Source organism: Curvibacter soli (assembly GCF_029211125.1).
Lineage (GTDB): Bacteria > Pseudomonadota > Gammaproteobacteria > Burkholderiales > Burkholderiaceae_C > Curvibacter_A > Curvibacter_A soli.
On record NZ_JARGEN010000043.1, the window covers coordinates 56,017 to 82,930 of the forward strand.

Annotated in this window: 20 protein-coding genes and 1 pseudogene; 15 read left to right on the forward strand and 6 right to left on the reverse strand. The window is 69.4% G+C overall.

Annotated features, from left to right (window positions below; all coding sequences use genetic code 11):
* Positions 1-128 precede the first annotated feature (128 nt).
* From mgtA to PY257_RS10345, 3 genes are all read left to right on the forward strand, one after another.
* On the forward strand, positions 129-2,852 hold the full coding sequence (mgtA, locus tag PY257_RS10335; RefSeq protein WP_275741431.1) for a magnesium-translocating P-type ATPase: 2,724 nt from the start codon (positions 129-131) through the stop codon (positions 2,850-2,852).
* A gap of 103 nt (positions 2,853-2,955) precedes the next feature.
* Complete coding sequence (locus tag PY257_RS10340; protein WP_275741568.1) at positions 2,956-4,596, forward strand: ExeA family protein; 1,641 nt, start codon at positions 2,956-2,958, stop codon at positions 4,594-4,596.
* Positions 4,597-4,602: 6 nt separating this feature from the next.
* Positions 4,603-5,283, forward strand: a complete 681-nt coding sequence (locus tag PY257_RS10345; protein WP_275741434.1) for a general secretion pathway protein GspB — start codon at positions 4,603-4,605, stop codon at positions 5,281-5,283.
* 249 nt (positions 5,284-5,532) lie between these two features.
* Here PY257_RS10345 and PY257_RS10350 read toward each other — a convergent pair whose 3' ends face one another.
* Complete coding sequence (locus tag PY257_RS10350; RefSeq protein WP_275741570.1) at positions 5,533-6,435, reverse strand: aspartyl/asparaginyl beta-hydroxylase domain-containing protein; 903 nt, start codon at positions 6,433-6,435, stop codon at positions 5,533-5,535.
* Positions 6,436-6,652: 217 nt separating this feature from the next.
* Complete coding sequence (locus PY257_RS10355; RefSeq protein WP_419095692.1) at positions 6,653-6,859, reverse strand: hypothetical protein; 207 nt, start codon at positions 6,857-6,859, stop codon at positions 6,653-6,655.
* A gap of 84 nt (positions 6,860-6,943) precedes the next feature.
* On the opposite strand from PY257_RS10355, the gene PY257_RS10360 reads away from it, so the two are divergent.
* The 11 genes and pseudogenes from PY257_RS10360 to PY257_RS10410 all read left to right on the forward strand — a co-directional run bounded on the left by PY257_RS10360 (position 6,944) and on the right by PY257_RS10410 (position 22,335).
* A complete protein-coding gene (locus PY257_RS10360) occupies positions 6,944-7,195 on the forward strand; it encodes a type II toxin-antitoxin system Phd/YefM family antitoxin (RefSeq protein WP_275741436.1) in 252 nt (83 codons plus the stop codon).
* On the forward strand, positions 7,195-7,614 hold the full coding sequence (locus PY257_RS10365; RefSeq protein WP_275741438.1) for a type II toxin-antitoxin system VapC family toxin: 420 nt from the start codon (positions 7,195-7,197) through the stop codon (positions 7,612-7,614). The genes PY257_RS10360 and PY257_RS10365 overlap by 1 nt, the downstream gene beginning before the upstream one ends.
* A gap of 1 nt (position 7,615) precedes the next feature.
* Positions 7,616-9,589, forward strand: coding sequence for a tRNA uridine-5-carboxymethylaminomethyl(34) synthesis enzyme MnmG (gene mnmG / locus PY257_RS10370; RefSeq protein ID WP_275741440.1), 1,974 nt, complete (start codon positions 7,616-7,618; stop codon positions 9,587-9,589).
* On the forward strand, positions 9,586-10,251 hold the full coding sequence (gene rsmG, locus PY257_RS10375) for a 16S rRNA (guanine(527)-N(7))-methyltransferase RsmG (protein WP_275741442.1): 666 nt from the start codon (positions 9,586-9,588) through the stop codon (positions 10,249-10,251). The genes mnmG and rsmG overlap by 4 nt, the downstream gene beginning before the upstream one ends.
* 98 nt (positions 10,252-10,349) lie before the next feature.
* Positions 10,350-11,135 (forward strand): ParA family protein, encoded by a 786-nt coding sequence (locus tag PY257_RS10380; RefSeq protein WP_275741444.1) that lies wholly within the window; start codon positions 10,350-10,352, stop codon positions 11,133-11,135.
* Positions 11,136-11,446: 311 nt separating this feature from the next.
* Entirely contained in the window at positions 11,447-17,104 is a 5,658-nt protein-coding gene (locus tag PY257_RS10385; protein WP_275741446.1) for an IPTL-CTERM sorting domain-containing protein, read from the forward strand.
* Between the two features lie 277 nt (positions 17,105-17,381).
* Positions 17,382-17,918 (forward strand): RBBP9/YdeN family alpha/beta hydrolase, encoded by a 537-nt coding sequence (locus tag PY257_RS10390; protein WP_275741448.1) that lies wholly within the window; start codon positions 17,382-17,384, stop codon positions 17,916-17,918.
* An 11-nt stretch (positions 17,919-17,929) separates the two neighbouring features.
* Positions 17,930-18,850 carry a ParB/RepB/Spo0J family partition protein gene (locus PY257_RS10395; protein WP_275741450.1) on the forward strand — a complete coding sequence of 307 codons (921 nt, stop codon included), beginning with the start codon at positions 17,930-17,932 and terminating at the stop codon, positions 18,848-18,850.
* A 271-nt stretch (positions 18,851-19,121) separates the two neighbouring features.
* Positions 19,122-19,850 (forward strand): annotated as a pseudogene (locus tag PY257_RS10400) (class I SAM-dependent methyltransferase); the annotation flags it as partial.
* A gap of 343 nt (positions 19,851-20,193) precedes the next feature.
* Entirely contained in the window at positions 20,194-21,249 is a 1,056-nt protein-coding gene (locus PY257_RS10405) for a peptidoglycan-binding domain-containing protein (RefSeq protein ID WP_275741452.1), read from the forward strand.
* 126 nt (positions 21,250-21,375) lie between these two features.
* Positions 21,376-22,335 carry a ketopantoate reductase family protein gene (locus PY257_RS10410; RefSeq protein ID WP_275741454.1) on the forward strand — a complete coding sequence of 320 codons (960 nt, stop codon included), beginning with the start codon at positions 21,376-21,378 and terminating at the stop codon, positions 22,333-22,335.
* A 106-nt stretch (positions 22,336-22,441) separates the two neighbouring features.
* Here PY257_RS10410 and PY257_RS10415 read toward each other — a convergent pair whose 3' ends face one another.
* Positions 22,442-23,440, reverse strand: coding sequence for a tail fiber protein (locus tag PY257_RS10415; protein ID WP_275741456.1), 999 nt, complete (start codon positions 23,438-23,440; stop codon positions 22,442-22,444).
* A gap of 61 nt (positions 23,441-23,501) precedes the next feature.
* Positions 23,502-24,215 carry an IPTL-CTERM sorting domain-containing protein gene (locus tag PY257_RS10420; RefSeq protein ID WP_275741458.1) on the reverse strand — a complete coding sequence of 238 codons (714 nt, stop codon included), beginning with the start codon at positions 24,213-24,215 and terminating at the stop codon, positions 23,502-23,504.
* A gap of 256 nt (positions 24,216-24,471) precedes the next feature.
* On the opposite strand from PY257_RS10420, the gene PY257_RS10425 reads away from it, so the two are divergent.
* A complete protein-coding gene (locus tag PY257_RS10425; protein ID WP_275741460.1) occupies positions 24,472-25,275 on the forward strand; it encodes an IPTL-CTERM sorting domain-containing protein in 804 nt (267 codons plus the stop codon).
* A gap of 23 nt (positions 25,276-25,298) precedes the next feature.
* On the opposite strand, the gene PY257_RS10430 is transcribed toward PY257_RS10425, so the two are convergent.
* Both PY257_RS10430 and PY257_RS10435 read right to left on the reverse strand, forming a co-directional pair.
* Positions 25,299-25,982, reverse strand: a complete 684-nt coding sequence (locus PY257_RS10430; RefSeq protein WP_275741462.1) for a cysteine hydrolase family protein — start codon at positions 25,980-25,982, stop codon at positions 25,299-25,301.
* A gap of 3 nt (positions 25,983-25,985) precedes the next feature.
* Positions 25,986-26,912: an ABC transporter permease gene (locus PY257_RS10435; protein WP_275741464.1), complete on the reverse strand. Its 927-nt coding sequence runs from the start codon at positions 26,910-26,912 to the stop codon at positions 25,986-25,988.
* Positions 26,913-26,914: the final 2 nt, after the last annotated feature.

A 26,914-nucleotide genomic window follows, 5' to 3' on the forward strand; every position in this document is an offset into this window, starting at 1 on the left:
GGCCCCTGTCGCGCTCTGCGCAACCGCCTGAAGCTATCATAACAATAGCGCCAGCCGCGCGCCCCAAGGGCGGGCGTCTTGCCTGAAACCGCTTTGCACAAGTCGTATCCAAGACATCGGGCCCGCCCATGCACCTGCCGACCTCGCTTTTCGCCAGTTTTCTGCAAAGCCGCCGCGTGCTGCGCCACTTCCGCCGCCCGACCATCCTGTGGCACGAGCACGCGGCCGGGGCGCGCCAGCAGGTTCCCCCCGCCCTGGCCCAGGGCCTGCGCCAGGTCGCCGGCGAGGACGCCGCGGCCCTGCTGCTGCGGCTGGGCACGCGCGAGGACGGGCTGACGCCCGGGGAGGCCGAAGCCCGGTTGGCCAAGTCCGGCCCCAACGAAGTGGGGCACGAGAAAGCCCTGCCGCTGTGGCTGCACCTATGGCTGGCCTACAAGAACCCGTTCAGCCTGCTGCTCACCGCGCTGGCGGTGATCTCCTACCTGACCGAGGATGTCGCCGCCACCGTCGTCATCGCCACCATGGTGGCGGTTTCCACGCTGATACGGCTGGTGCAGGAGCGGCGCTCCGGCAGCGCGGCGGAGGCTCTCAAGGCCATGGTGAGAAACACCGCCACTGTGCTGCGGCATGGCGGCGACGGCCAGTCCGTGCAGCAGGAAGTGCCGATGCGCGCGCTGGTGCCCGGCGATGTGGTGCACCTGTCGGCGGGCGACATGGTTCCCGCCGACTGCCGCCTGCTGGCGGCCAAGGATCTGTTCGTGGGCCAGGCCGCGATGACGGGCGAATCGCTGCCGGTGGAGAAGTTCGCCACGTCCCACGCCGCGGCGGCGGACGGCGGCGCGCAGACGGACGTGGTGGCACTGCCCAACATCGTGTTCATGGGCACCAACGTGGTGTCGGGCACCGCCACGGCGGTGGTGGTGTCCACGGGCGCACGCACCTACTTCGGCATGCTGGCCGACCACGTGATGGCCGCCGGGCCCACCGCCACGGCCTTCCAGGCCGGCGTGAACCAGGTGAGCTGGCTGCTGATCCGCTTCGCGCTGGTGATGGTGCCCATCGTGCTGCTGGTCAACGGCTTCACCAAGGGCGACTGGATGGAGGCGTTCCTGTTCGCGCTGTCGGTGGCCGTGGGGCTGACGCCCGAGATGCTGCCGATGATCGTAACCAGCACGCTGGCCAAGGGCGCGGTGCAGCTCTCGCGCCGCAAGGTGGTGGTGAAGCGACTGGACGCGATCCAGAACTTCGGCGCCATGGACATCCTCTGCACCGACAAGACCGGCACGCTGACGCAGGACCATATCGTGCTGGGGCGCAACATCGACGTGCTGGGCGCGCCGTCGGACGAGGTGCTCGAGTTCGCCTACCTCAACAGCTACTACCAGACCGGGCTGAAGAACCTGCTCGACCACGCGGTGCTGGAGCATGCCGAACTGCAGGTGAACCTGAAGCTGCACGAGCATTACCACAAGGTGGACGAGATCCCGTTCGACTTCCAACGCCGCCGCATGTCGGTGGTGGTGAGCGAGCGCGACGACCACCACGAGCTGATCTGCAAGGGCGCGGTCGAAGAGGTGCTGGCCGCCTGCAGCAGCGCGCGCATCGGCGGCGCCGAGCAGCCGCTCGACGCCGCGCTGCTGGCGCGGGTGCGCGCGGTGACCGCTGCGCTGAACGCCGACGGCCTGCGCGTGGTGGCGGTAGCCATGAAGGAAATCACGCCGGGCCAGGCGGTTTATTCGGTGGCCGACGAGGCCGGGTTGACGCTGGTGGGCTACATCGCCTTCCTCGACCCGCCCAAGGAATCCGCCGCGCCCGCGCTCCAGGCGCTGGCCGCGCACGGCGTGCGGGTGAAAGTGCTGACGGGCGACAACGACCTGGTGGCAGCCAGGGTATGCCGCAGCGTGGGCCTTGCGGTCGACGGCGTGCTGCTGGGCAGCGCGGTCGAGGCCATGGACGACGCCCAGCTCGCCGATGCGGCGGAGCGCCACACGCTGTTCGCGCGCCTGGCGCCGCTGCACAAGGAGCGGCTGGTGCGCGCGCTGCGCAGCCGCGGCCACGTGGTGGGCTTCCTGGGCGACGGCATCAACGACGCGCCCGCGCTGCGCGCCGCCGACATCGGCATCAGCGTGGACAGCGCGGTGGACATCGCCAAGGAGGCCGCCGACATCATCCTGCTGGAGAAAAGCCTGATGGTACTCAAAGAAGGCGTGGTGGAGGGCCGGCGCGTGTTCAGCAACATGCTCAAGTACATCCGCATGGCCGCCAGTTCCAACTTCGGCAACGTCTTCTCGGTGCTGCTCGCCAGCATCTTCCTGCCCTTCCTGCCGATGCTGCCGCTGCAACTGCTGGTGCAGAACCTGCTGTACGACATCTCGCAGATCGCCATCCCGTTCGACCGCGTGGACGACGACCTGGTGCGCCTGCCGCTGCACTGGAACCCCGGCGCAATCCGCAGCTTCATGCTCTGCTTCGGGCCCATCAGCTCGGTCTTCGACGTGCTGACCTTCGCGCTGCTGTGGCACATGTTCGGTGCCAGCGACGTGGCCCACCAGGCGCTGTTCCATTCGGGCTGGTTCGTGGAAGGGCTGCTGTCGCAGACGCTGATCGTCCACATGATCCGCTCGCCGCGCCTGCCCTTCCTCCAGAGCCGGCCCGCCGCCGCGCTGCTGGCGACGACACTGGCCATCATGGCCGTGGGCGTGTGGCTGCCCATGGGGCCGCTGGCGGTTTACTTCAAGCTGGTGCCGCTGCCGCCGGCCTACTTCGGATGGCTGGTCGCGCTGCTGCTGGGCTACGCCACGCTCACGCAGCTCATGAAGCGCTTCTACCTGCGGCGCTTTCCGTGGCAGTAGAAATCAAGCCAAACAGGGCTCCAGCGCTTTATTTACCTGCGTCTTAAGCTATATATTTAGAAGCATCCGGGTCGCCCTGCGCGGCTTGTTATCCTCCCCTGCCATGTATGCCCCGTTCTTCGGACTGCGACAGCCGCCGTTCTCCATCGCGCCCGACCCCCGCTACCTGTTCATGAGCGAGCGCCACCGCGAGGCGCTGGCGCACCTGCTCTACGGGCTGGACGCAGGCGGCGGCTTCGTGTTGCTCACGGGCGAGATCGGCACCGGCAAGACCACCGTGTGCCGCTGCTTCCTGGAACAGATCCCGGCGCACTGCAACGTGGCCTACATCTTCAACCCCAAGCTCACCGTGGGCGAGCTGCTGCGCACCATCTGCGACGAGTTCGGCGTGGCCCACGCGCCCGGCGCGTCCGGCGCCGAGACGGTGAAGGACTGCGTCGATCCGCTCAATGCCTTCCTGCTGCAAGCCCACGCGGCGGGGCGCAGCAATGTACTCATCATCGACGAGGCCCAGAACCTCAGCGCCGACGTGCTGGAGCAGTTGCGCCTGCTGACCAACCTGGAGACGGCCGAGCGCAAGCTGCTGCAGATCATCCTGATCGGCCAGCCCGAACTGCGCGCCATGCTGGCGCGGCCCGCGCTGGAGCAGCTCGCGCAGCGTGTGATCGCGCGCTACCACCTCGACGCACTGAGCGAGGAGGAGACGCGGCTCTACATCGCCCACCGGCTGGCCGTGGCCGGCCTGCAGGGGCCGGTGCCTTTCGAGCCGCGCGCGCTGCGGCGCATCCACGCGCTGGCCGGTGGCGTGCCGCGGCGCATCAACCTGCTGTGCGACCGCGCGCTGCTCGGCGCCTACGCGCGCGGCGCCCGCACCGTGGACGCAGCCATCGCCGCGCGCGCCGCGCGCGAGGTGTTCGGCGGTGCGGCGGACGCACCCGCCCGCCCCGCGCCACGCTGGGCCGTGGCGGGTGCGGGTGTGCTCGCGGGCGCCGCCGCCGTGGCCGGCGCGGGCTGGGCCGCGGGCTGGTGGGCCCCGGTGACACCCCGCGTGGCAGCGGCCGCCAATCCCGCCGCTGGCGCTGCCGCGCCGGCGCTACGCACCGCCCCCGCGACGGCTGGCGCCACGATCCCCGCCGCCGCGCACGAGGATGGCATGGCCGTCTTCCTCGCCGCGCAGCCGCGAGACGACGGCGCGGCCTGGCGCGCGCTGGCCACGGCCTGGAACGCCGCACCCCCCGCTGCGGGCGCCGACGCTTGCGCCGCCCTTTCCTCCCAGGGTATCCAGTGCTACCGCAATAGAAACACCGGCCTGGGGCTGATATTTCAGCTCGACCGGCCCGGCCTGCTGATGCTCCACGGTGCCGACGGCCAAGCCGTTCCGGTGCTGCTGCGCCGGCTCGACGGCGAACAGGCCACGCTCGAAGGCGCGGGGGGCCGCACGCTGCGCATCGCCACCGACGAACTGGCGCGTGCATGGCGCGGCGACTATGCCACGCTCTGGCGCCAGCCGCCCGGCGCACCGGGCACGCCCGCCGGCAACGCCTGGCTGGACGCGCAGCTCCCCGCCGAGGCGGCGGGCGGCGGCGTGCTCCGCCCCCCGGACGCGGCGCAGCGGCGCGCGCGCATCCTCCGGTTCCAGCTCGCCCAGGGTCTCGCGCCCGACGGCCGGGCCGGCCCCCTGACCCTCATGCTGCTCAACCGCGCCGCAGGCGTGCCCGAGCCGCGCCTGCGCAACGGAGCCTGACGCACCATGTCCTACATCCTCGACGCCCTGCGGCGCGCCGACGCCGAACGCGGCCGCGGCACCGTGCCCGGCCTGCACACGGCGCCCTCGGCACCCACCGTGCAGCCCACGCGGCAGCCGCCCATGCGCCGCGCCGCCTGGCTCGCGGGCGGCGCAGCCGCCGTCGCTGCATGCGTGCTGGCCGCCACCGCGTGGCGGCACACCACGGACCGCGGCGCCCCCACGCCACCGGCAGCACCGGCAGCACCCGACGCATTGACACGGGCGGCGCCAATGCCCAGCCCGCCCGCATCCGCCGCAGTGTCGCTACCAGCCACCGCGCCCTCCACGCGGCCCGCCGCCAACACCACCGTGCAGCCTGACCCGCCGCAGCCGCGCAGAAACCAGGCACCCACCGCCGCAGCGCCGCCCGCGGCAGCACCCGCAGTGCCCGCGTTTCCAGCGGCGGAGCCTGCGGCCATTCCCCATGCCGAGCTGCCCGCCGCCGTGCGCCAGCAACTGCCCGCGCTGCGGTTCAGCGGCGCGAGCTTTTCCGAGAATCCGCTCTACCGCATGGTGATCGTCAACGGCCAGGTGCTGCACGAGGGCGAGCACGCCACGCCGGACCTGGTGCTGGAGCGCATCGAGCCGGGGGGGCGCACGGTCTGGTCGTTCAAGGGCCAGCGCTATGCAGTGGCAGCGCCATAGGCGCGTCCGGCATGGGATTGCCGCCCATCGCCGCCCCAGCATCCCAAGCCGGCAGAGCCGGAACCAAACAGGTTGGAAATGCGACCGCAACCCCCTCGGTCGTACGCAAGAGTTTTGGACGCTCCGCCGATTCGCCCCACTTGCAGCGCCTGCCGGGCAGCGATGCCAACCCCTACCTGACGGTGGCCTTCACGCTGGGCCTGGGCCTGCATGGTCTGCGCGCCGCACTGGCGGCGCCGGCCTGGGCGTTCAACCCCAGACCAGCCAAACCACCACGGCGGCCACCAGGGCCAGCTTGGTCAACTGATAGACCGTCTTGTTCCAGTTCTTGAAGCGGCGGCGCCACTGGCCCATCACTGCCGAGATGAAGAACAGGCGGTTGATCAGGCCGGTCTTGTCGCCACCCTCGTTGGGCGAGGCGGCGGCGGCCACCAGCTTGCGTCCGAACCAGCGGTTGAAGGCGCGGGCAAAGCCCCAGCGCTGCGGGCGCTCGATGTCGGCGAAGAAGATCAGCCGGTTCTGGTCGGTGTTGTTCTCGACGTGGTGGATGTAGCTCTCGTCGAAGACCACGCCCTCGCCATCACGCCAGCTGTAGCGCTGGCCGTCCACGTCGATGAAGCAGTCGTCGCTGTTGGGCGTGGCAATGCCCAAGTGGTAGCGCAGCGAGCCGGCGTACGGGTCGCGGTGCGGGCGCAGCATGCCCCCCGGCGGCAGTTCGGTGAACATGGCGGCCTTGATCGACGGGATCTGCTGCAGCAGCTCGGTGGTCTTGGGGCACAGGCGCTTGGCCGAGGGGTGGGCGTCGTCGTACCACTTCAGGTAAAAGCGCTTCCAGCCCGACTTGGCGAAGGAGTTGAAGCCGGCGTCGTCGTTCTGGTCGGGGCGGCGCAGCTTGGTGGCCGCCATCAGGGCCAGGCCCTCGGCCTTGATGGTGTCGAAGTTCTGGATCAGCAGGTCCAGCTCCGGGAAGGTGCTGACAGGCAGGTAAGGCTTGTTGGGCACCGCCGAGGTGGCGTACAGGAAGACATTCACCGGGGCCAGCAGGCCGGAGTGGTCGAAGATCTGCTTCCAGAAGCTGTGGCGCACCCGCCCACGCAAATGCACCACCAGAATGGAGGCCAGGAAGATGGTCAGAATCGACCATTTGAGCAGGAGATGGCTGGACATCGTGGCATTCTCCACGGAATCGACTCGGCCCGTCTCGATGAAGCGTGGGTTATCCTGGAAACGGCAGTTGAACCTGGAAACGGCAAGGTGAACCCCATCGAAGCCGGCAACGCTCGATTGCATGCGGCCTGGCAAGGGATGCAAAGCGGTCAACTGCCGTTTCCAGGATTATTGCCCTGCTCACCGTACTCCAGCCGCGTGATCACGCGCCGCACATGCGCCCAGCCCTGCGCGGGGGGTCGAACTCGTCCGCCATGCGCTGTTTGACGCCCGTGCGCTCGTGGTCTTCCTTCATCGAGAGTTCGGCAAACTCCACCCGTGCCTGCAGCCGCGCATTGCGCGCAAGATGGACGCTATGGAATTTATAGCTGTTACCGCTGGTGGAATAAGCGCTGGAAGCCAATTTCACTCATAAGTGCGCGGGGGAAGACCCCAGGCGCCATGGGTTTCGGTGGGCAGCTAAAATATGTACAAAATACAGCTACTTGTACATATGCACATCTTGCCCTTGAGTGAATTCCGCGCCAATGCTTCGGCCATGCTCGACCTGGTCGAAAAAGGCGAGACCGTGCGCATTCTGCGCCACGGCAAGCCGGTGGCCGACTTGGTGCCGGCGCGCGCAGAGGCGGCGCCGGTGCGCGTGCCGAGCTGGAAGCGCCCTATCGAGCCGCTGCGCTACCAGCGCGCGGACGGCAAGACGCTGGCCCAGCTCATCATCGAGGAGCGCGAAAGCGCGCGCTATTGATGAAGCTGCTGCTGGATTCATCCGCCCTGGCCAAGCGCTACAAGCGCGAGGCCGGGCATGACGCGGTCGAGCGCCTGTTGATGAAGGCCGATGCCGTGGTGCTGGCCGCGCACTGCAAGACCGAGATCGCTTCGAGCCTGTACCGCGAGGTGCGTGACCGTGCCATCGACATGGCGCAGTACGCCCATGCCATGGCCGAGGTGGGGCAAGACTTCGTGGACTTCGACATCCACGCCATCGGCGCCGAGACGGAAGCCTTTGCGATGGCCGCCATGGAGCGCAGCCGCCTGCGCGCCATGGATGCGCTGCACATCGGTGCGGCCCAGGCGGCGCGCGTGGACGTGTTCGTGACCGCCGACCGCAAGCAGGCCGCCGCGGCCCAGGCGGCGGGCCTGCGGATTGAACTGGTGGAGGCTTGACATGCTGTACCCCGAAACATTCGACGTCATCGTCGTCGGCGGCGGGCACGCCGGCACCGAGGCGGCGCTGGCCGCCGCGCGCATGGGCTGCAAGACCTTGCTGCTGACCCACAACATCGAGACGCTGGGCCAGATGAGCTGCAACCCGAGCATCGGCGGCATTGGCAAGGGCCACCTCGTGAAAGAGGTGGATGCGCTGGGCGGCGCCATGGCCATCGCCACGGACGAGGCGGGCATCCAGTTCCGCATCCTCAATTCGAGCAAGGGCCCGGCGGTGCGCGCCACCCGCGCGCAGGCCGACCGTATCTTGTACAAGGCCGCCATCCGCCGCCGGCTGGAGAACCAGCCCAACCTGTGGCTGTTCCAGCAGGCCGTCGATGACCTGGTGGTGGAGGGCGACCGCGTGGCCGGCGCCGTCACGCAGGTCGGCATCACTTTTCGCAGCCGCACGGTAGTGCTGACGGCCGGCACCTTCCTAGACGGCAAGATCCACGTGGGGCTGAACAACTACGCGGCGGGCCGCGCGGGCGACCCGCCCGCGGCATCGCTCTCGGCGCGGCTCAAGGAGCTGCAATTGCCACAGGGCCGCCTGAAAACCGGCACGCCGCCGCGCATCGACGGTCGCAGCATCGACTTCTCGAAATGCGAGGAGCAGCCCGGCGACGGCATGCCCGGCGGCGTTAACGAGGGCAGCGTGCCGGTGTTCAGCTTCATGGCGCATGCGTATGGTGGCGCAGCAATGCACCCGCGCCAGATGCCCTGCTGGATCACCCACACCAACGAGCGCACGCATGACATCATCCGCAGCGGCTTCGACCGCAGCCCCATGTTCACCGGCAAGATCGAGGGCGTGGGGCCGCGCTACTGCCCGAGCGTGGAGGACAAGATCAACCGCTTTGCCGACAAGGACAGCCACCAGATATTCCTGGAGCCCGAGGGCCTGACCACGCACGAGTTCTACCCCAACGGCATCAGCACCAGCCTGCCGTTTGACATCCAGTACGCGCTGGTGCGCAGCATGCCGGGGCTGGAGAACGCGCATATCCTGCGCCCGGGTTATGCCATCGAATACGACTACTTCGACCCCCGTTCGCTCAAAGGCAGTTTCGAGACGAAGCAGATCGGCGGCCTGTTCTTCGCCGGCCAGATCAACGGCACCACGGGCTATGAGGAAGCCGCGGCGCAGGGCTTGTTCGCCGGGCTCAATGCAGCGCTGCAATGCAGGGGCGAGGCGCCCTGGCTGCCGCGCCGCGACGAAGCCTACCTGGGGGTGCTGGTGGACGACCTGATCACCAAGGGCGTGACCGAGCCCTACCGCATGTTCACCAGCCGGGCCGAGTTCCGCCTGCAACTGCGCGAGGACAACGCCGACATGCGCCTGACAGAGGCCGCCCGCCGCATGGGCCTGGTGGACGATGCGCGTTGGGACACCTTCTGCCGCAAGCGCGACGCCGTTTCACGTGAAACCGAGCGCCTCAAGTCCATCTGGGTGAATCCGCGCAACCTGCCTGCCGCCGAGGCGGAGCGCGTGCTCGGCAAGGCCATCGAGCACGAATACAACCTGGCCGATCTGTTGCGGCGCCCTGGCGTGAGCTACGAAAGCCTGGTCTCGCTCGACGGCGGCAGATACGCCGACGCGGGTGTTTCACGTGAAACCGACTTTGGCCGCGAAGTGGTGGAGCAGGTGGAGATCGCCGCCAAGTACGCGGGCTACATCGACCGCCAAAAGGACGAGGTGCAGCGCACCGCGCATTACGAGAGCCTGCGCCTGCCCGCCGAACTGGACTACATGCAGGTGGCGGCGCTTTCGATCGAGGTGCGGCAGAAGCTCGGCAGGCATCGCCCCGAGACGCTGGGCCAGGCGTCGCGCATCTCCGGCGTGACGCCTGCGGCCATCTCGCTGCTGCTGATCCACCTGAAGCGGGGCCGGTTCAAGGGCTTTGCCGAGTCTTCCGCCGAGGCGCAGCCCGCATGACGGCGGTGCTGGAGCGGCGGCTGCGCGCTGGCCTGGATGCCTTGGGCCTGGCGCTGGCCGATGCCCAGGCAGCGGCGTTGCTCGACTACCTGGCGCTGCTGCAGAAGTGGAACAAGGTCTACAACCTGACGGCGGTGCGCGACCCGGCAGAAATGCTGACCCACCACCTGCTCGACAGCCTGGCGGCGGTGGCGCCGCTGCAGCGTGAACTGGCCGCCATGGGCGTGCCGGGCAGGCCGCCGCGCTTGCTCGACGTTGGTGCGGGCGGCGGCCTGCCCGGCGTGGTGTTTGCCCTTTGCTGCCCCGGGGTGGAGGTGACCTGCGTGGACGCAGTGGCCAAGAAAGCCGCTTTCATCCAGCAGGCTGCGGCCAGCCTGCGCCTGCCCAATTTGCGCGGCCTGCATGCGCGGGTGGAGAGCCTGACGGGGGGCGACCACGACGTGGTGAGCAGCCGGGCCTTCGCCGCACTGGCGGACTTTGCCGCCTGGTCGCGTGCCGCGCTGGCACCGCATGGCGTGTGGCTGGCCATGAAGGGCAGGCGCCCCATGGACGAAATTGCCGCGCTGCCCGCCGGCATCGCCGTGTTTCACGTGGAACCGTTACAGGTGCCGGGGCTGGATGCCGAGCGTTGCATCGTCTGGATGCGCCCGGCGCTCACGTAAACTCGGCAGCCAGGGCAGGCGCCGGCCTGCTCCTTTCGCAGCCAGCCCGTCTCCCCAACCTTTCCCCTCCCCTCCCCCCTCTCTCTCTTTTTTTTCGCATGGCCAAAATCTTTTGTGTTGCCAACCAAAAGGGTGGGGTAGGCAAGACCACCACCACGGTCAACCTCAGCGCGGCGCTTGCGGCCATTGGCCAGCGCGTGCTGATGCTCGACCTGGATCCGCAGGGCAACGCCACCATGGGGTCGGGCGTGGACAAGCGCCAGTTGGAGCTGACGGTGTACGACGTGCTGCTCGAATCGGCCAGCGTGGCCGAGGCGCGTGTGCGCAGCGAGAAGTGCGGCTACGACGTGCTGGGCGCCAACCGCGAACTGGCCGGTGCCGAGGTCGAACTGGTGGCGCTGGAGCACCGCGAGAAACGCCTCAAGGCCGCGCTGGCCGAGGTGGATGCCGACTACGACTTCGTGCTCATCGACTGCCCGCCGTCGCTCTCGATGCTCACGCTCAACGGCCTGTGCAGCGCCCACGGCGTGATCGTGCCCATGCAGTGCGAGTATTTCGCGCTCGAAGGCCTGACCGACCTGGTCAACACCATCAAGCAGGTGCACGCCAACCTCAATGCCGACCTGCAGATCATCGGCCTGCTGCGCGTGATGTTCGACCCGCGCATCACGCTGCAGCAGCAGGTGAGCGACCAGCTCAAGTCGCACTTCGCCGACAAGGTGTTCAACACCGTGATCCCCCGCAACGTGCGCCTGGCCGAGGCGCCGAGCTACGGCCTGCCCGGCGTGGTGTTCGACCCTGGCGCCAAGGGCAGCCAGGCATTCGTCGAATTCGCGCACGAAATGGTGGAGCGCGTGCGGGGCATGGGGCGGCGGGCTCCATGAAGCCCGCGAAATTGATGCGCATCAAATCATCGGCGGCGAATTGTCAACAATGGTGAATTCGCGCGGAAAGCACTGACTGCGCAAGCAATAGAACCCTACACTTCAAAACCAGCACGCAAGACCCCTCCCTTTGAGGAGTCTTCCTCTTTGAGGAGCCCTCTAGCCCTCTTTGTGGGCGGACCAATTCGTGCGATTTGGATTTGGAGAGCGGTATGAAATTTACGTTGGGGCTGAGAAGGCACTTCACACCAAGAGCTGCCGTCCTGCGTGCGGCGGTATTCGCGGCCGGCATGCTGGCGGGCGGGGTCGCCATGGCGACGGTCACCATCAACGAAAAGTTCACTCCGGCGACGATTCCCCAGGGCGATTCGTCGACATACACGATCGAGATTTACAACGATGCATATGTTGCGCTCACCTTGGCGAATGCCACGGCACTGCTGGGGCCGAGCATCAGCGTCACTACACCCGTTGTACTGACCAATACCTGCGGGGGCAGCGTGACCGCCGCCCCAGGGGCAAACAGTGCGGTTGTTCTCACGGGCGGCTCGATTCCCGCCGCCGTGGGGGCGACGCCCGGGTCGTGCAAGATCGATGTGCAGGTCACGTCCACCGTTTCGGGGAACCACGACGTCGTGATTCCCGCCAACACCGATCCTGATGCGGCTACGGCGGGGTTCCAAGCCCTGCAAGCCGGCGTGTCGGTGAGCAACGACACGTCCGCCACGGTGACGCTGCTGGTGACCGCGCTGGCCGCCCCTACAGGCAGCAAGAGTTTCACGCCCGCGTCTTCCTACGTGGACGTTCCGACGACGCTGAAGATCACCCTGGCCAACCCCAACGGCACGGCCACGATGCCGCTGACCAGCTTCATCGACACGCTGCCCACCAACATGGCGGTGGCGCCAACGCCGAATGCATCGGTGACGTGTTCGGGCACCGGCTTCGTGAACGGCGCGGTTGCGGCCAATGCGGGCGACACCGTGGTCACGCTCACGGGCGGCACCATCGGCCAGAGCGGCACCTGCGTGGTATCGGTGGACGTGGTGGCCTCGGCCACCGGCACCCTGACCAACAGCCTCGCCGCCGGCGCCATCGGCAACACGCGCGGGCTGTCCAGCCCGGCCTTTTCCCAAAGTCTGCCGGTTAGCGCCCCGGTTGCCCTTGCCAAGTCGTTCAGCCCCGCCGTCATTCCCGTGGGGCAGCCCTCCCAGATGACCATCAAGGTCACCAACAACGGGGCCGTGCCACTGAACAATACGGCGTTCACCGACACCCTGCCCGCCAATACGCAAGTGGCGACGCCGCCCAATGGCAGCGTGACCTGCACAGCGGGAGGCACGGCCGGCACGTTCACCCCGGCGGCCAACGACACCGCGGTGAGCCTGAGCGGCGCCACCGTGCCCGCGGGCGGCGGCTCCTGCACGCTGACCGTTGACGTCACCGCCACGGCCGAGGGCGTATTCACCAACACCATCCCCGCCGATGCCGTCAGCTACAACAGCGTCAGTGGCAGCCCCGCCACGAGCGCCAACCTTACCGCCTACGCGCAGTTACAGGTCGCCAAGAGCGTCGCGCCGAGCCAGATCGCGCCGGGCCAGTGGGCCGAATTCACGGTTTCCATCTACAACTACTCGGGCTCCGACGTTACTGGAGCATCGTTGACGGACAGCTTGCCCTCGGTGTCGGGCCACCAGATGGTGCTCGACTACTCGGCCTCGCCGACCGGTTGCTCGTTCACGTTCACGCCGAGCGGCACCCAGAACGCCGACGGCATGGCCGTGCTGTACGGCACGGGCGGCACCATTCCCGCCGCGACTGGCACCACGCCGGGCTCCTGCCAGGTGAAGTTCCGCGCCCGCGCACCCGCCGGGGCACCGGTCAACACCACTTTCACCAACAGCTTGCCCATACACACCGCCGTCACGGGAGTCGGCGGGAGCAACACCAACAGCGTTTCCAGGAACGTCGCCGTGGTGGACGCGGTGGTGCTGGGCAAGTCGTTCGCCCCGGCATCGATCTACCAGGGCCAGACCTCCACGCTGACCCTCACGGTGGCGAACCGCTACGTGAACAACCTCACGGCGGTGGCCATCACCGACAACCTGCCCGCCGGCCTCGTGCTGGCTGCCGACCCCGCCGCCACGAATACCTGCGGCGGCAGCCTGCAGGCATACCCGGGCGACAACCAGGTAACGCTCACGGGCGCAAGCGTCACGGCCCGCCCCGGCAACGCGGTGGACACCAGTTGCACGATCACCGTCCAGGTGACGGGCACCGCCCTGGGCACGCACACCAATACCATCGCCCCAGGCGACTTCTCCACGTCCGGCGGCACGATTCCCGCCGCCGTGAGTGCCAACCTGGCCATCACGGCGGGCCTGTCGGCCACCAAGAGCTTCAGCCCCGCCGCCGTGGCACCGGGCGGCACGGCGCGCGTGACGGTGCACGTCACCAACCAGACGCCGGGGGCGCTGAGCAACGTGTCGGTCAACGATCCGCTCAGCGGCGGCCTGGCGGTGGCCAACCCGGCCAACGCCGCCAGTTCGTGCGGCGGCTCCCCGGTCGTCACGGCCAATCCGGGCGCCGCGTCCGCGCGGCTGGACGGCGCGGCCCTCGCGCCGCAGGCGAGCTGCGACTTCTCGTTCGACGTGACCACCACCAGCGGCGCCGGGCCGTGGAACAACACCATTCCCGCGGGCAACATCACGAGCGCGCAAGGGCCGTACAACAGCGCGGCTGTCGCGGCGAACCTGGGCACGCAGACCGCGAGCCTCGCGCTCAACAAGTCGTTCAACCCGGTCATCGTCACCGGCAACCAGCCGTCGCTGCTGACCATCGACGTGGTCAACAGCTCGGGCGTACCGATCAGCGGCGCCTCCTTCACCGACGTGTTCCCCGCCGGCATCGTCGTGTACTCCGTCCCCGGCGCACAGACCACCTGCCCGGGCGGCACGGTGGCGGCCGCGCCTGGCGGCACGCAGGTGTCGCTCACCGGCGCGACCCTGGCGGCGGGCGCCACCTGCCAGGTGAAAGTCACGGTGACCTCGATCGCCTTCCTGAACCTGACCAACACCATCCCCGCAGGCTCGGTCAAGAGCCAGGGCGGCTACACCAACGCGGGGGCGACCTCCGCCACGCTGTCCACGCTCCAGGGCCTGGGCGTGTCCAAGGGCTTCGAGCCGGCCTACGTCGCGCCCAACCAGACCTCGCGGCTGAAGATCCGGCTGGTCAACACCTTCAACCCCTCCATCGTGAGCCCCACGATCCTGACCGGCGTCACCTATACCGATGCGCTGCCCGCGGGCCTCGTCTTCGCCACGCCCGCGAATCCGACCACCACCTGCACGGGCGCAACGGTGAACGTCAACACCGTCGCACAGGCCGTCACGCTGACCGGCGTGACGCTGGTGCCGGGCAACAGTTGCGATCTGGAGGTGGACGTGACCACGTCCGCGCTGGGCCAGTACCTGAACAGCCTGCCGGCGCACTCCGTCACCACAGACCAGGGCATCACCAACGAGGAGCCCGGCGAGTCCACGCTGCACGCGGTGCTCGCGCCCACGGTCGCCAAGAGCTTCAGCCTGACGACGGTCACTGCGGGGCAGACCACGCAGCTCATCGTCACGGTGAGCAACCCCGACGCGGCAGTGGCATTGACCGGCGTGACGCTGCCGGACAACCTGCCCCCCGGCCTGGCCGTGGCCAACCCCGCCAACACCAGCACGACCTGCACCGGTGGCGTGGTGGCGGCGCTGCCGGGCGCCGCCAAGGTCACGCTCAACGGCGCCACGGTGCCGGCTGGCGGCAACTGCGAGTTCCGCGTGGCCGTGGTGGCATCGGAACCGGGCGCGTTCACCAACACCATCGGCGCGGGCGCCATCCAGAGCGACCAGGGCCTGACCAACGGCAACCCCGCCGACGCCACCCTGACCGTACTGACCGCGCCCACCGTACAGAAGGCGTTTGCCCCTGCGCAGATCGCGTCGGGGGGCATCAGCACACTGACCATCACCCTGGGTAACGCAAACACCACGCCGGTCACGCTCACGGCCGCCCTGGTCGACGCGCTGCCGGGCCAGGTGGTCGTCGCCGGCACGCCCAACGTCGGCGGCACCTGCACGGCCGCCTCGGTGACGGCGACCGCGGGGGCCATTGAAGTGCGCTACGCCAGCGGCGCCGCCATCCCGGCGGGTGGCTGCACGATCACGGTGGATGTCACCTCGTCCACCATGAGGGCCTATACCAACACCATCGCCGCCGGCCAGTTGAAAACCAGCGCCGGCACCAACCCCGAGCCGGCGGTCGCCACGCTGGGCGTGGGTCAGCCCGCAGCGCCGACCGTGGTCAAGTCCTTCAGTCCCACGACCATCGACAAAGGGGGCCTGTCGACGCTGACCATCCTGCTGGGCAACCCCAATGCCACCGCGCTCACCTTGGCCAGCGCCATGACCGACACCCTGCCCACGGGCGTGGTGGTAGCCACGCCGGCTGTGATCGGCGGCAGTTGCCCGAGCGCCAGTGTCACCGCCACGGCGGGTAGCGGCAGCGTGGTCTATGCCGCAGGCGCGACGATTCCCGTGAGCGGCTGCACGATCACCGTGCAGGTCACGTCGGCCACGGCGGGCTCGTATACCAACAACATCGATGCCGGTGCTTTGATTACCAATGAAGCGGGCGCCAATCCGGTGCCGGCCCAGGCAGGGCTGGTGGTGAAAACGTCGGTGGACCCGACGGTGCAGAAGGCGTTCGCGCCATCCACCATCAACCCCGGCGGCGTGTCCAGACTCACCATCACGCTGGGCAACGGCAATGCCAGCGCCGCCACACTGACGGCGGATCTCGTGGATACCCTGCCGGCCAATGTGCTGGTGGCCACGCCGCCCGCCGTCGCCGGCACCTGCCCCAGCGCCAGCGTCGTGGCGGCGGCCGGCGGCACGAGCGTGGCCTACAAGAGCGGTGCCGCCATTCCGCCCGGCGGCTGCACGATCGAAGTCAACGTCACCTCCAGTGTGTCGGGCGGCCCCTACACCAACACCATCGCGGCGGGCGACCTGAAGACCTCGCTGGGCACCAATGGCGCGCCGGCCACGGCCGACCTGCTGGTCAACCCGGGCCAGCCGCCCAGCGTCAGCAAGAGCTTTGCGCCCGCGAGCATCGTGGCGGGCCAAAAGTCCACGCTCACCATCGCGCTGGGCAACGGCAACGCGGGCGCGGCCACTCTGACGGCGGACCTGGTGGACAGCCTGCCCGCAGGCGTGACCGTGGCCACGCCGCCTGCCATCGCCGGCACCTGCCCCAGCGTCGCCACCAACGTCACGGCGGTGGCCGGCGGCACGAGCGTGGCCTACAAGAGCGGCGCCACCATTCCGCCCGGCGGCTGCTCGATCCAGGTGGCGGTGACCAGCAGCACGCTCGGCACGGTGACCAACACCATCGCCACGGGGGCGCTGCAAACCGACCTCGGCAACAACACGGTCGGCACCAGTGCGAACCTGACGGTCACGAGCAGCGATCCGGGTGCCGTGGCCTCGGTCGCCGGCACCGTGTACCACGACCGCAACGACAACGGCGCCATCGATGGCGGCGGCGAGGAAGGCATCGCCGGCGTCGAGATCCGCCTCATGCAGGCTGGGGCCGTCGTCGCCACGACCACCACCGACGCGGGCGGCCACTACAGCTTCACCAACCTGGCGCCCGGTACCTACACGGTGGCCGAAATCCAGCCCGCGGGCTGGGACGACGGCAAGGACACTGCCGGCAGCAAGGGTGGTACGACGGGCAACGACATCATCAGCAACATCGTGCTGGTCGGTGGCGACGCCGCCACGGACTACAACTTCGGCGAACACCGTCCGGCCACCCCCACGGCCATCCCGACGCTGAGCCAGTACAGCCTGATGCTGCTGGCATTGCTGATGATGGCCTGGGTATATCGGCAGCACCGCGCCGCCGCCGCGAAGCGCTGACGCGCGTTTTCAACCAGAGGCGCAGCGCCGCCGCCATGCTGAACCGGCGTGGCGGCGGCGCAGCCGTTTCCGCGCCATGCTTTGCGGCAGAATGGCGGCAACGGGCGGGTGCATGGCGCTCTCACCCACGGGGTGAGCCCCATCGAAGCCGTCAACGCTTGATTTCATGCGGCCTGGCAAGGGATGCAAAGCGGTCTCGACTGCCGTTTCCGGGTTAAAGGCCAAATTGCCCTTCAGCGCTTGATATACCTGCGCTGGCAGCTATCAAAACAGTAGTATGAACTCCACCCCCGTCCTCCTCCTGCCCGGCTGGCTGAACAGCGGCCCGGGCCATTGGCAAAGCCGCTGGGAGCAACTGTACGGCTACCAGCGCGTGGAGCAGCACGACTGGCGGCGCCCGCTGCGCGGCGACTGGAACGCACGGCTGGAAGACATGGTGCTCGCCGCCACGGAGCCCGCCGTGCTGGTGGCCCACAGCCTGGGCTGCATCCTTGCCGCCGCCTGGGCCGCGCATTCGCGCAACACGCGGCGCGTCAAGGGCGCGCTGCTGGTGGCGCCCGGCGACGTGGAACGTGCGGACCTGGCGCCGCTGCTGCCGGGCTGGCAGCCCATCGCGCGCCAGCCGCTGCCGTTCCCCGCCGTGCTGGTGGGCAGCACCGACGACCCGTACTGCGCGCCGGCGCGCGCCGAAGGTCTGGCGCGGGACTGGGGCGCGCGCTTCGTCAACGCGGGCGCGCAGGGCCACATCAACGCCGAATCGGGCCTGGGCGACTGGCCCCAGGGGCATGCGCTGCTGCGCGAACTCATGGATTGAAACACGACGACATGGCAACCAAGAAACCCAAGGGCCTGGGCCGCGGCCTGGAAGCGCTGCTCGGCCCCAGGGCCAGCGAGTCCCCCGCCACGGAAACCGCCGCCCCGGGCGCGCCCAGCACACTGACGCTCGCCGAGATGGTGCCGGGCCAGTACCAGCCGCGCACGCGCATGGACGAAGGCGCCCTGTACGAGCTGGCCGAGTCGATCAAGGCCCAGGGCATCATGCAGCCGATACTCGTGCGGCGGCTGGCCGAAGGCGAGAACGCGGGCAAGTACGAAATCATCGCCGGCGAGCGGCGCTTCCGCGCAGCCCGGCTCGCCGGGCTCGACACGGTGCCCGTGCTGGTGCGCGAGGTGCCCGACGAGGCAGCGGCCGCCATGGCGCTGATCGAGAACATCCAGCGCGAAGACCTCAACCCGCTCGAAGAGGCGCAGGGCCTGGCGCGGCTGGTGAAGGAGTTCGGACTCACCCACGAGCAGGCCGCGCAGGCCGTGGGCCGCTCGCGCAGCGCGGCCAGCAACCTGCTGCGCCTGCTCAACCTGGCCGAGCCGGTGCAGACCATGCTCATGGCCGGCGACCTGGACATGGGCCACGCGCGCGCGCTGCTGGCGCTCGACCGCGCCGCGCAGATCACGACGGGCAACCAGATCGTGGCGAAGAAGCTGTCGGTGCGCGAGGCCGAGGCGCTTGTCAAGAAAATCGGCGCCGAGTTCAATCTGGTGTCGCCCAGGCCCAAGCCGGAAAAATCGCGCGACGTCCGGCGCATCGAGGACGAGCTGGCCGACCTGCTGACCGCGCAGGTGGAGGTGCGCGTGAAAAAGCGCACGAAGCGCGCCGGGCGCATCGAGGAACTCGGCGAGCTCGCCATACACTTCGGCTCGCTCGATGAGCTCAACGGACTGATCGACCGCCTGCGCGCACTGTCATGACAATTGCCCATGCCATGGTGCTCGCACACCACCCGCAGCCGCTGCGACTGGCGCAGCCCAATGCCATGGATACTGCGCAACCAGCGGCTTTGCCGGGCCGCTGGCATCGCCCCCGGTCGCCTTCGGCGGGCGCGCAACGACGACACCGAACCAGAGAGGGAACCATGAAAAAGACACCGACCACCCGCCGCCGCGTGCCGCGGGTCGCCACCCCCGGCGCCGCGAACCTGCGGCACAGCCAGCCCGGCCGCTGAGCCCGCGCCGCCGCGCCATGCCTCGTCTGCGCCTGCCCTGGCCTTTGCCCGCGCTGCTGGGCTGGGGCGGCGCATGGGCGCTGTTCATCGCCCTGCGCGCGCTGGGGCTGCGCGACGATGTGGCGCTGGTGCTGGCCTGCCTGGCGGGTGTCGCGGCCAGCGCCTGGGGTGCCACCTGGTGGCGGCGGCTGTGCATCGCGGCGGGGTTCCCGCTGTCGCTGGCCTTGTCGGGCCTGGTGGCGCTGCCGGGCTGGGCCTGGCTGCTGCCGCTGGCGCTGGGGCTGCTGGTGTACCCGCTCAACGCCTGGCGCGACGCGCCGCTGTTCCCCACGCCCCTGCATGCGCTGCACCGCCTGCCCGCGCATGCCCCGCTGCGCGAAGGCGCCGCCGTGCTCGACGCCGGCTGCGGCCTCGGCCATGGCCTGCGCGCCCTGCGCCGCGCCTACCCGGCGGCGCGGCTGCACGGGGTGGAATGGAGCTGGCCGCTGCGCCTGCTGTGCGGCCTGCGCTGCCCATGGGCGCGGGTCTGGCGCGGCAACATCTGGCGGCTCGACTGGAGCCCCTACGCGCTGGTGTACCTGTTCCAGCGGCCCGAAAGCATCGCGCGCGCGGCGCTCAAGGCCCAGGCCCAGATGCGCCCCGGCGCCTGGCTCGCCAGCCTGGAGTTCGAGGCGGCCGAATGGCAGCCCGCCGCCTGCGTGCGCGCGGCGGACGGGCGGCCCGTGTGGCTCTACCGCATGCCCATGCAGTCGCGCGACACGCCGGCCGCAGACGAGGCCGCGCGGCCACCGGATGGCGGCAATGCACGGGAGCTTTTTGCTGGTGTGGCGTGCGCGTCCGGCCATCCCGTCCTGACCCGGCTCAGGCCCGAGATCATCACGATGAGGGCCGGGCTCCAGCCAGGGCGACGCACTCCACGAGGTCCAGTGCGGCCAGCCGCAGGAACTGCCCGGCATTGGTGCGCACCCGCAGCTTGAGTTCCAAACGGAATGGAAAACACTGCAATGGCTGCGTGGCCGATGGTGCAAGAAAATACGGCGCCGGCGCATCATATGATGTGCGGCTTTACAACCCAGAGGATGCATTTGAATGCGTAACAAAAGGACTTGGGCCGCCTGCGGCCTCGTGGCTACTTTGTCGGCACTGGCCGGTTGCGTAACCACTGACATGAAGATGGGCAGCGCCGACGCCAAAACCGTGGCCACCGGCAGCGCGGCGGGTGCCGCCACCGACAATGCCAGCGGGCAACTGGAGCGCTGCAGTGCTCCCTTGGGTACGGTTTCGCTGGTGGAAAACCAGCAAGCCGGCTGGTACACCATCCTGCGCAACGAATACAAACTGCCGCCCACGGCCAACCTTCTGCGGTTGCTGGTACAGCAGTCCAACTGCTTCGTTGTGGTGGAGCGTGGCGCAGCCGGCATGAACGCCATGGGCCGCGAGCGTGCGCTCATGCAGTCGGGCGAAATGCGCCAAGGCAGCAATTTTGGCGCGGGCCAGATGGTTGCATCCGACTATGGCCTGTCGCCAGAAATCATTTTCCAGAACAACAATGCGGGGGGCGGCAGCGCCGCCATCGGCGGGCTGATTGGCGGCCGTGCGGGCGGGGTGCTGGGTGCCTTGGGCGGCAGCATGAATACCAAGGAAGCCAGCGCCTTGCTCACCCTGGTCGACAACCGCTCGGGCGTGCAGGTGGCGGCTTCGGAGGGCAGCGCCTCCAAGACCGACTTCGGCGCAATGGGAAGCCTGTTCGGCAGCTCCGCCGGCGGCGCCTTGGGCGGCTACAGCAACACGGCCGAAGGCAAGGTCATCTCGGCCGCCTTCATGGATGCCTTCAACCAAATGGTGCGCGCGCTGCGCAGCTACAAAGCGCAAAGCGTGCAGGGCCAGGGGCTGGGCGGCGGCGGCCGGCTTGGCGTGGACGGTGGCGCAGCCCCGTCGCAAACCTCCGCAGCGGGTGCCGCCGGCACGGTCATGTCGCTCCAGAGCGCGCAAAGCAAGCTCAACCAACTGGGCTACAAGACCGGTACGCCCGATGGCGCCATGGGCCCGCGCACCGCAGCCGCGCTACGCAATTTCCAGAAAGACCGTGGCCTGGAACAGACGGGCCGCCTAGACGCCGCGACCTCGCGCGAACTCTCCAAGTAGGGCGACACCACCGCCGGCCCCATGACCCCGGGCCGGCGATGCGGCACGCCACGCTTGCCGCCCGGCTCTGATGTGATGGGCACCCCCGCTTGCCGCGCAAGCACCGGGTACGAAAGGACACCGCGCATGCCAACAGAACCTTCTGGCGCGACCACCCCCGCGCAAAGCCAGCGCCTCAAGATCGCCGTCATGGGCGCGGGCTCCGTCGGCGGCTACTTCGGCGGCCTGCTGGCCCGTGCCGGGCACGGCGTGGTACTGATCGGGCGGCCCGCGCACGTGCAGGCCATCGAGCAGCACGGCCTGCGCCTGGAGGCGCGGGGCTTCGACGGCCACATACCGCTGCAAGCCAGCACCGAGGCCAGCGCCGTGCAGGGCGCGGACGTGGTGCTGCTGTGCGTCAAGTCCACCGACACCGAAGCCGCCGCCGCGCAGATCCTGCCGCACCTGGCGCCCGGCGCGCTGGTGCTCACACTGCAAAACGGCGTGGACAACGACGAGCGCGTGCGCGCCGTGCTCGGCCCCGCGCACGAAGTGGCCGCCGCCGTGGTCTACGTGGCCACCTCCATGCCCGGCCCCGGCCACGTGAAGCACCATGGCCGCGGCGAGCTGGTCATCGCGTCCTCGCCCCGCAGCGCCGAGGCGGCGCGGCAGTTCGCCGCCGCCGGCATCCCCACTGAAATATCGGACAACGTGCGCGGCGCGCTGTGGGCCAAGCTGGTCGTCAACTGCGCCTACAACGCGATCTCGGCCATCGCGCAACTGCCCTACGGCGTGCTGGTGCAAGGCGCGGGCGTGGCCGATGCGATGCGCGACGTGGTGGCCGAATGCCTGGCCGTGGCGAAGGCCGACGGCGTGCAGATCCCCGGCGACGTGGAGGCCGCCGTGCGCGGCATCGCGCAATCCATGCCGGGCCAGTATTCGTCCACCGCGCAGGACGTGGCGCGCGGCAAGCCCAGCGAGATCGACCATCTCAACGGCTACGTGGTGCGGCGCGGGGCCGCGCTGGCCGTGCCCGTGCCGGTGAACCGGGCGCTGTGGGCGCTGGTGAAGCTGGTGGAAAGCCGGCGGGGTTCGCATACCCCCTAGGTACCATGCTGCCAGCGCACAAAAACAGGGCGCTGGCAAGGCATACTCCCTGGTAGTATGGTTACGGCCCCGGTGCCCACGGTTTGTGCAGGGGCTTGCGCGCGCCCTAGTCGAGCACAGGGTAAGTGCCTACGGTGCAAATCACGTAGGTCAACCCATTGGGCGCCGCACTCCGCAGGTCTGGCAGTGCGAAGGTCGTCATTCCATCTCCTCCATACGCAGTGCCGAGTATGGAGAACAGCGATGAATAGGCGGAAATGGACAGAGTCTGCCCTGCCGCCGGGGTGCCTCCGGCCCTGTAACCCGCCGTGAGCCACACGGCCCCCATGGTGCATCCCTCGCCCTGGCCCGCCAGCGCATTGCTCGTGGCGGTGCCGAACAGCGCTGCCGTTCCGCTGGGCCCCGTAGCTCCCGGCGGCCCCGCGACGCCCTGCGGTCCCTGTGCGCCCGGGGCACCGGTAGGCCCCGCCGGGCCCGTGGCTCCTGGAGCCCCGTCTGCGCCCGGGGCTCCAGCGGGCCCCGCCGCGCCGGTCGGGCCCGCCGGGCCCATGGCGCCGGCCGGACCCGCCGGGCCTATGGCGCCGACCGGGCCCGCCGGGCCGATGGCGCCAGTTGGGCCCGCCGGACCCATGGCGCCGGTTGGGCCCGCAGCCCCTGGAGCCCCGTCTGCGCCCGGGGCACCGGCGGGCCCCGTGGCGCCGGTCGGGCCCGCCGGGCCTACCGGGCCTGTGGGGCCGGCCGGCCCCGCGACGCCCTGCGGCCCCTGTGCGCCCGTGGCACCGGCGGGCCCCGCCGGGCCGGCCGGACCCGCCGGACCCGTGGCGCCGGTACCCACTCCGGCCGCGCATGCCGTCAACTGCCCCGTGCTGCCGTCGTAGCACGCCAGGTTGACGCTGCCCGCCGTGGATGGCAGGCCCGGCACGTAGACCGCGCCGCTGTCCTGCACGCGCAAGCGCTCCTGCCCGCCCTGGTTCTTGACGACAAATCCACCCCCGCTGGGTGGCGTAACAGAAATGTCGGCGGCCAGTACACCGGCTCCGTGCAGCGCCAGCACAGAGGAAAGGACGGGAACGATCCAGGGGCGGGAGTTCGGGTTCATAGACATGGTCGGTTTCTCGCTGGAGCAACGGGGATGGGTAGAGATGGCGGTGGCGTGGGCCGTGGCGTCAGACCGAGCGATGGCGTCCACGATGTCCCCCGCTTGCACGCTTTTGCCAGAAAGCGATGGCACCGATGAGCATCGACAGCAGCGCCAGGCCGTACTGTCCGAGAGTCGGTATGGCGGTCAAGGAAGCACTTGCGGCGCCGATCTGCACCGTGGGGGGCACGGATGCAAAATTGCGCACCACCGTGGCGCCGGGGCCGAGTTGGATGACCGCCGTGCCGCTGGCGGATTGCAGTTGCACGTTTTGTCCCGGGGTGCCCTGGATGGTAAGGGTGCCCAGTACCGTGATGTTGACCCCCGCCGGCAAGACGAACGTACGGCCGGTCGTGCTTTGCAGCGTGAGGTTCTGCACGACCAGGGTGCCGGTGATCTGGCTGGTATTGCCTGGATCGCAGCCGTCGCGCATCACGATGGTGTTGTTGCCCGCATCCAATGGCCCGTTCAAGACCAGGTCGCTGCCCACCGAGAGCGTACCGCCAAGGCTTGGCATGCTGCCCGTGGCGGCGAAAGTGACCGCGCCATCCACGGACATGGTGCCGCCGTTGAGGTTGAGCGTGCCTTGCATGTCCAGTGGCGTGCAACCGTTGTCCCACACGGCGCCCGCAGGAACGTCGAACGTTGCTCCGACGGGCACCACCGTCTGCGCCGCAGCGTGGGCGCACAGGGTGAATGCCATGGCCACACCGGCGAACCGACTCAGGAAGGTACGGAGCATGAAGTGCTTTCTGCGGGCGTGCGAACCGCCATGACTGGGCCTCGACCGGGTTTGCGGGCACGGGAGCCAGCGCAAACACGCACATGGCCCTTCGTGACATTTTGCTACGCAGTATAGAGCGCTCATGGCGTGGCCAAATTCACCTTCGTTCGTGCGCGACGCTTATGATGCCATTCAGGCCGCGTGACATACGGTAACATCCATCGAGCCCATCGGCCCCCTCAAAACCCTCAAAAGTCTTTCAGAAAGCGCCCCCATGCCCGTCTTTCCCAAGCGCACGGCCTGCATCGCGGCAAGTGCCCTGCTTTCCGTTTCCGCATTCGCCGCCGATTGCATCAATGGCGTGAACCCCGCCGGCGTCTGCACCGTGCCCGCGGGCGCCGGCTCCGTCACCATCGAGGCGTGGGGCGGCGGCGGGGGTGGGGGTGGGGGTGATAACGTGACGCTTTTCGGCGGCGGCGGCGGGGGCGGGGGGTCGTACTGCAAGGCGACGTTTGCCGTCGCCCCAGGCACGCCGTTGACCGTTGCCGTCGGGTTCGGCGCGCCTGGGGGCTTAGTGCTGGCCTCCGGAGCTGTGGGCATGCCGTCATCCGTCACGGGAGCAGGCGTTGTCGGCATGGTGGCCAATGCCGGGAGTGGGGGAATAACGGGCGGTGCGGGCGGCGCGGGTGGGGATGCCACCGCTTGCACGGCTGCCGGCGCGGTGAAGTGGCTCGGCGGCAATGGGGCGTTTGGCGTGCTCACGAACGGCGGCGGCGGCGGTGGCTCTGCCACCGCGGTTACTGCTGGAGGCAACGGGGTGGGTACTTTGGGCGGTGCGGGTGAAGGATTAGGCGGCAATGTCACTATGCCCGGCCTGGCGCCTGGTGGTGGCGGCGGCGGCGGCAATTTTTTCACGGACGGCAGCGCCGGCGCAGCGGGCCAGGTAAAAATGACGTTCGTCGCGGCCCCCGTCGCCGCCGCCACCCCGGTGCCCACGGTTTCCGCAGGGGGGCTGGTGGGGCTTTCGGCCCTTCTGGCGATCTTCGGAATGGCCCGCGCGCGGCGGCGGCAGGGCTGATCGTCCCCGGCCTGCGGGCCGCCTCAGTGCGGGCGCTGCCCCCACACCCGCAGCAATTCCCCTGACTCCATCACCAGCCCCAGGTGCAGCGACACCATGGAAAGCGCCGCTGCCTCCAGCTTGTCATCCGTTCCCCGCACCAGGTCGCGCAGCACGATCACGCGGTAGTTGTGGTTGTTGGCGTCGAACGCGGTGCTGAGCACGCAGCAGTCGGTAAAGCCGCCGTCCAGCACCACGGTTTCGATGCGCTGGTTGCGCAGCAGGAAGTCCAGGTCGCTCGGGTAGAAGGCCGACAGGCGCCGCTTGGTGTCCACGCGCATGTCGCCGGGCTCCACGCGGGTGCGCCACTCGGTCCAGCGGCTGCCCTCGATGGCGTGGGCGTCGGCGTTGGGGATGGGCCCCACGTGCAGCGGGAAGGTGCGGCGCCACGCGGCGGGTATGCCGCGGATGTCGTCCTCGCCGTTCGCGCGCAGGGTGCTGCGCACGTGGATCAGGCGTACGCCCAGGGCGCGCACGCGGTCGTGAAAGGCGTCCAGCGGCGCCACCAAGTCGCGGGCGCGCGGCGCGGGGCAGGGGCAGTCGGGGCTGTCGTCGAGGTGGCCGCGGTGCATGTCGATGGAGACGACCGCCGTGGTGGCGGGGTTCAGGTAGTCGGCGAACTCGGTTTCGCTCAGTTCGCGCGGCTGTTCGTACACATAGGCTTGCATGGTTCAGCGCCTTTCCTCGCGCAGATAGGGTTCGCCCAAGGCGCCGGGCGTTTCGTCGCGCCCGCGCCGCGCCAGCGCCACCCACACCATGACGGCCAGGGTCACGGCGTAGGGCGTCATCAGCACGAAGTACTGCGGCAGGCTGATGCCGGCGGCGGCCAGTTGCGGTATCAGCGCCTCGATGCCGCCGAACAGCACCGCGCCCGCGAACGCGCGCCACGGCGACCAGCGCGCGAAGATCACCAGCCCCACGGCGATCCAGCCGCGCCCGCCGGTCATGCCGGCGATCCACAGCTTGGTGCTGATGACGGCGATGTACCCGCCCGCCAGCCCCACCAGCGCCGAGCCCGCCAGGATGGCCAGGAAGCGCGTGCGCAGCACCGGCACGCCCGCCGCGTCCGCCGCCTGCGGGTTCTCGCCCACGGCGCGCAGGCGCAGGCCGCCGCCCGCATGGTTGAGCCACCAGGCCACGCCCGCGAAGATGAACGGCGCAAGGTAGGCCGCCAGGCTCTGGTTGAACAGCCCGCCCACCACGGGCAGCGCGGCCAGCGGGCCCAGGGGCAGCGCCGCGGGGCCCATCACGGGCTGGTTGGTCCAGCCCAGCACGGTGCCCAGCAGGCCCGTCAGGCCCTGGCAGAAGAACACCAGCGCCAGCCCGGCGATGACCTGGTTCACGCGCAGCCACACCACCATCACGGCGAACAGCACCGACACGGCGGCGGCGGCCAGCATCGCGGCGACGAGGGCGACGCCCGGTTCATGCACCGCCAGCATGGCGCCGATGCCCGCCAGCGCGCCCACCAGCATCAGCCCCTCGGCGCCCAGCGAGAGCACGCCCGCGCGCTCGCTGACGATGAGGCCCAGCGCCGCCAGCGCGAAGGGCACGGCGAAGTCGGGGATGTTGCCGATCCAGTGGGCGATCAGGTCCATGG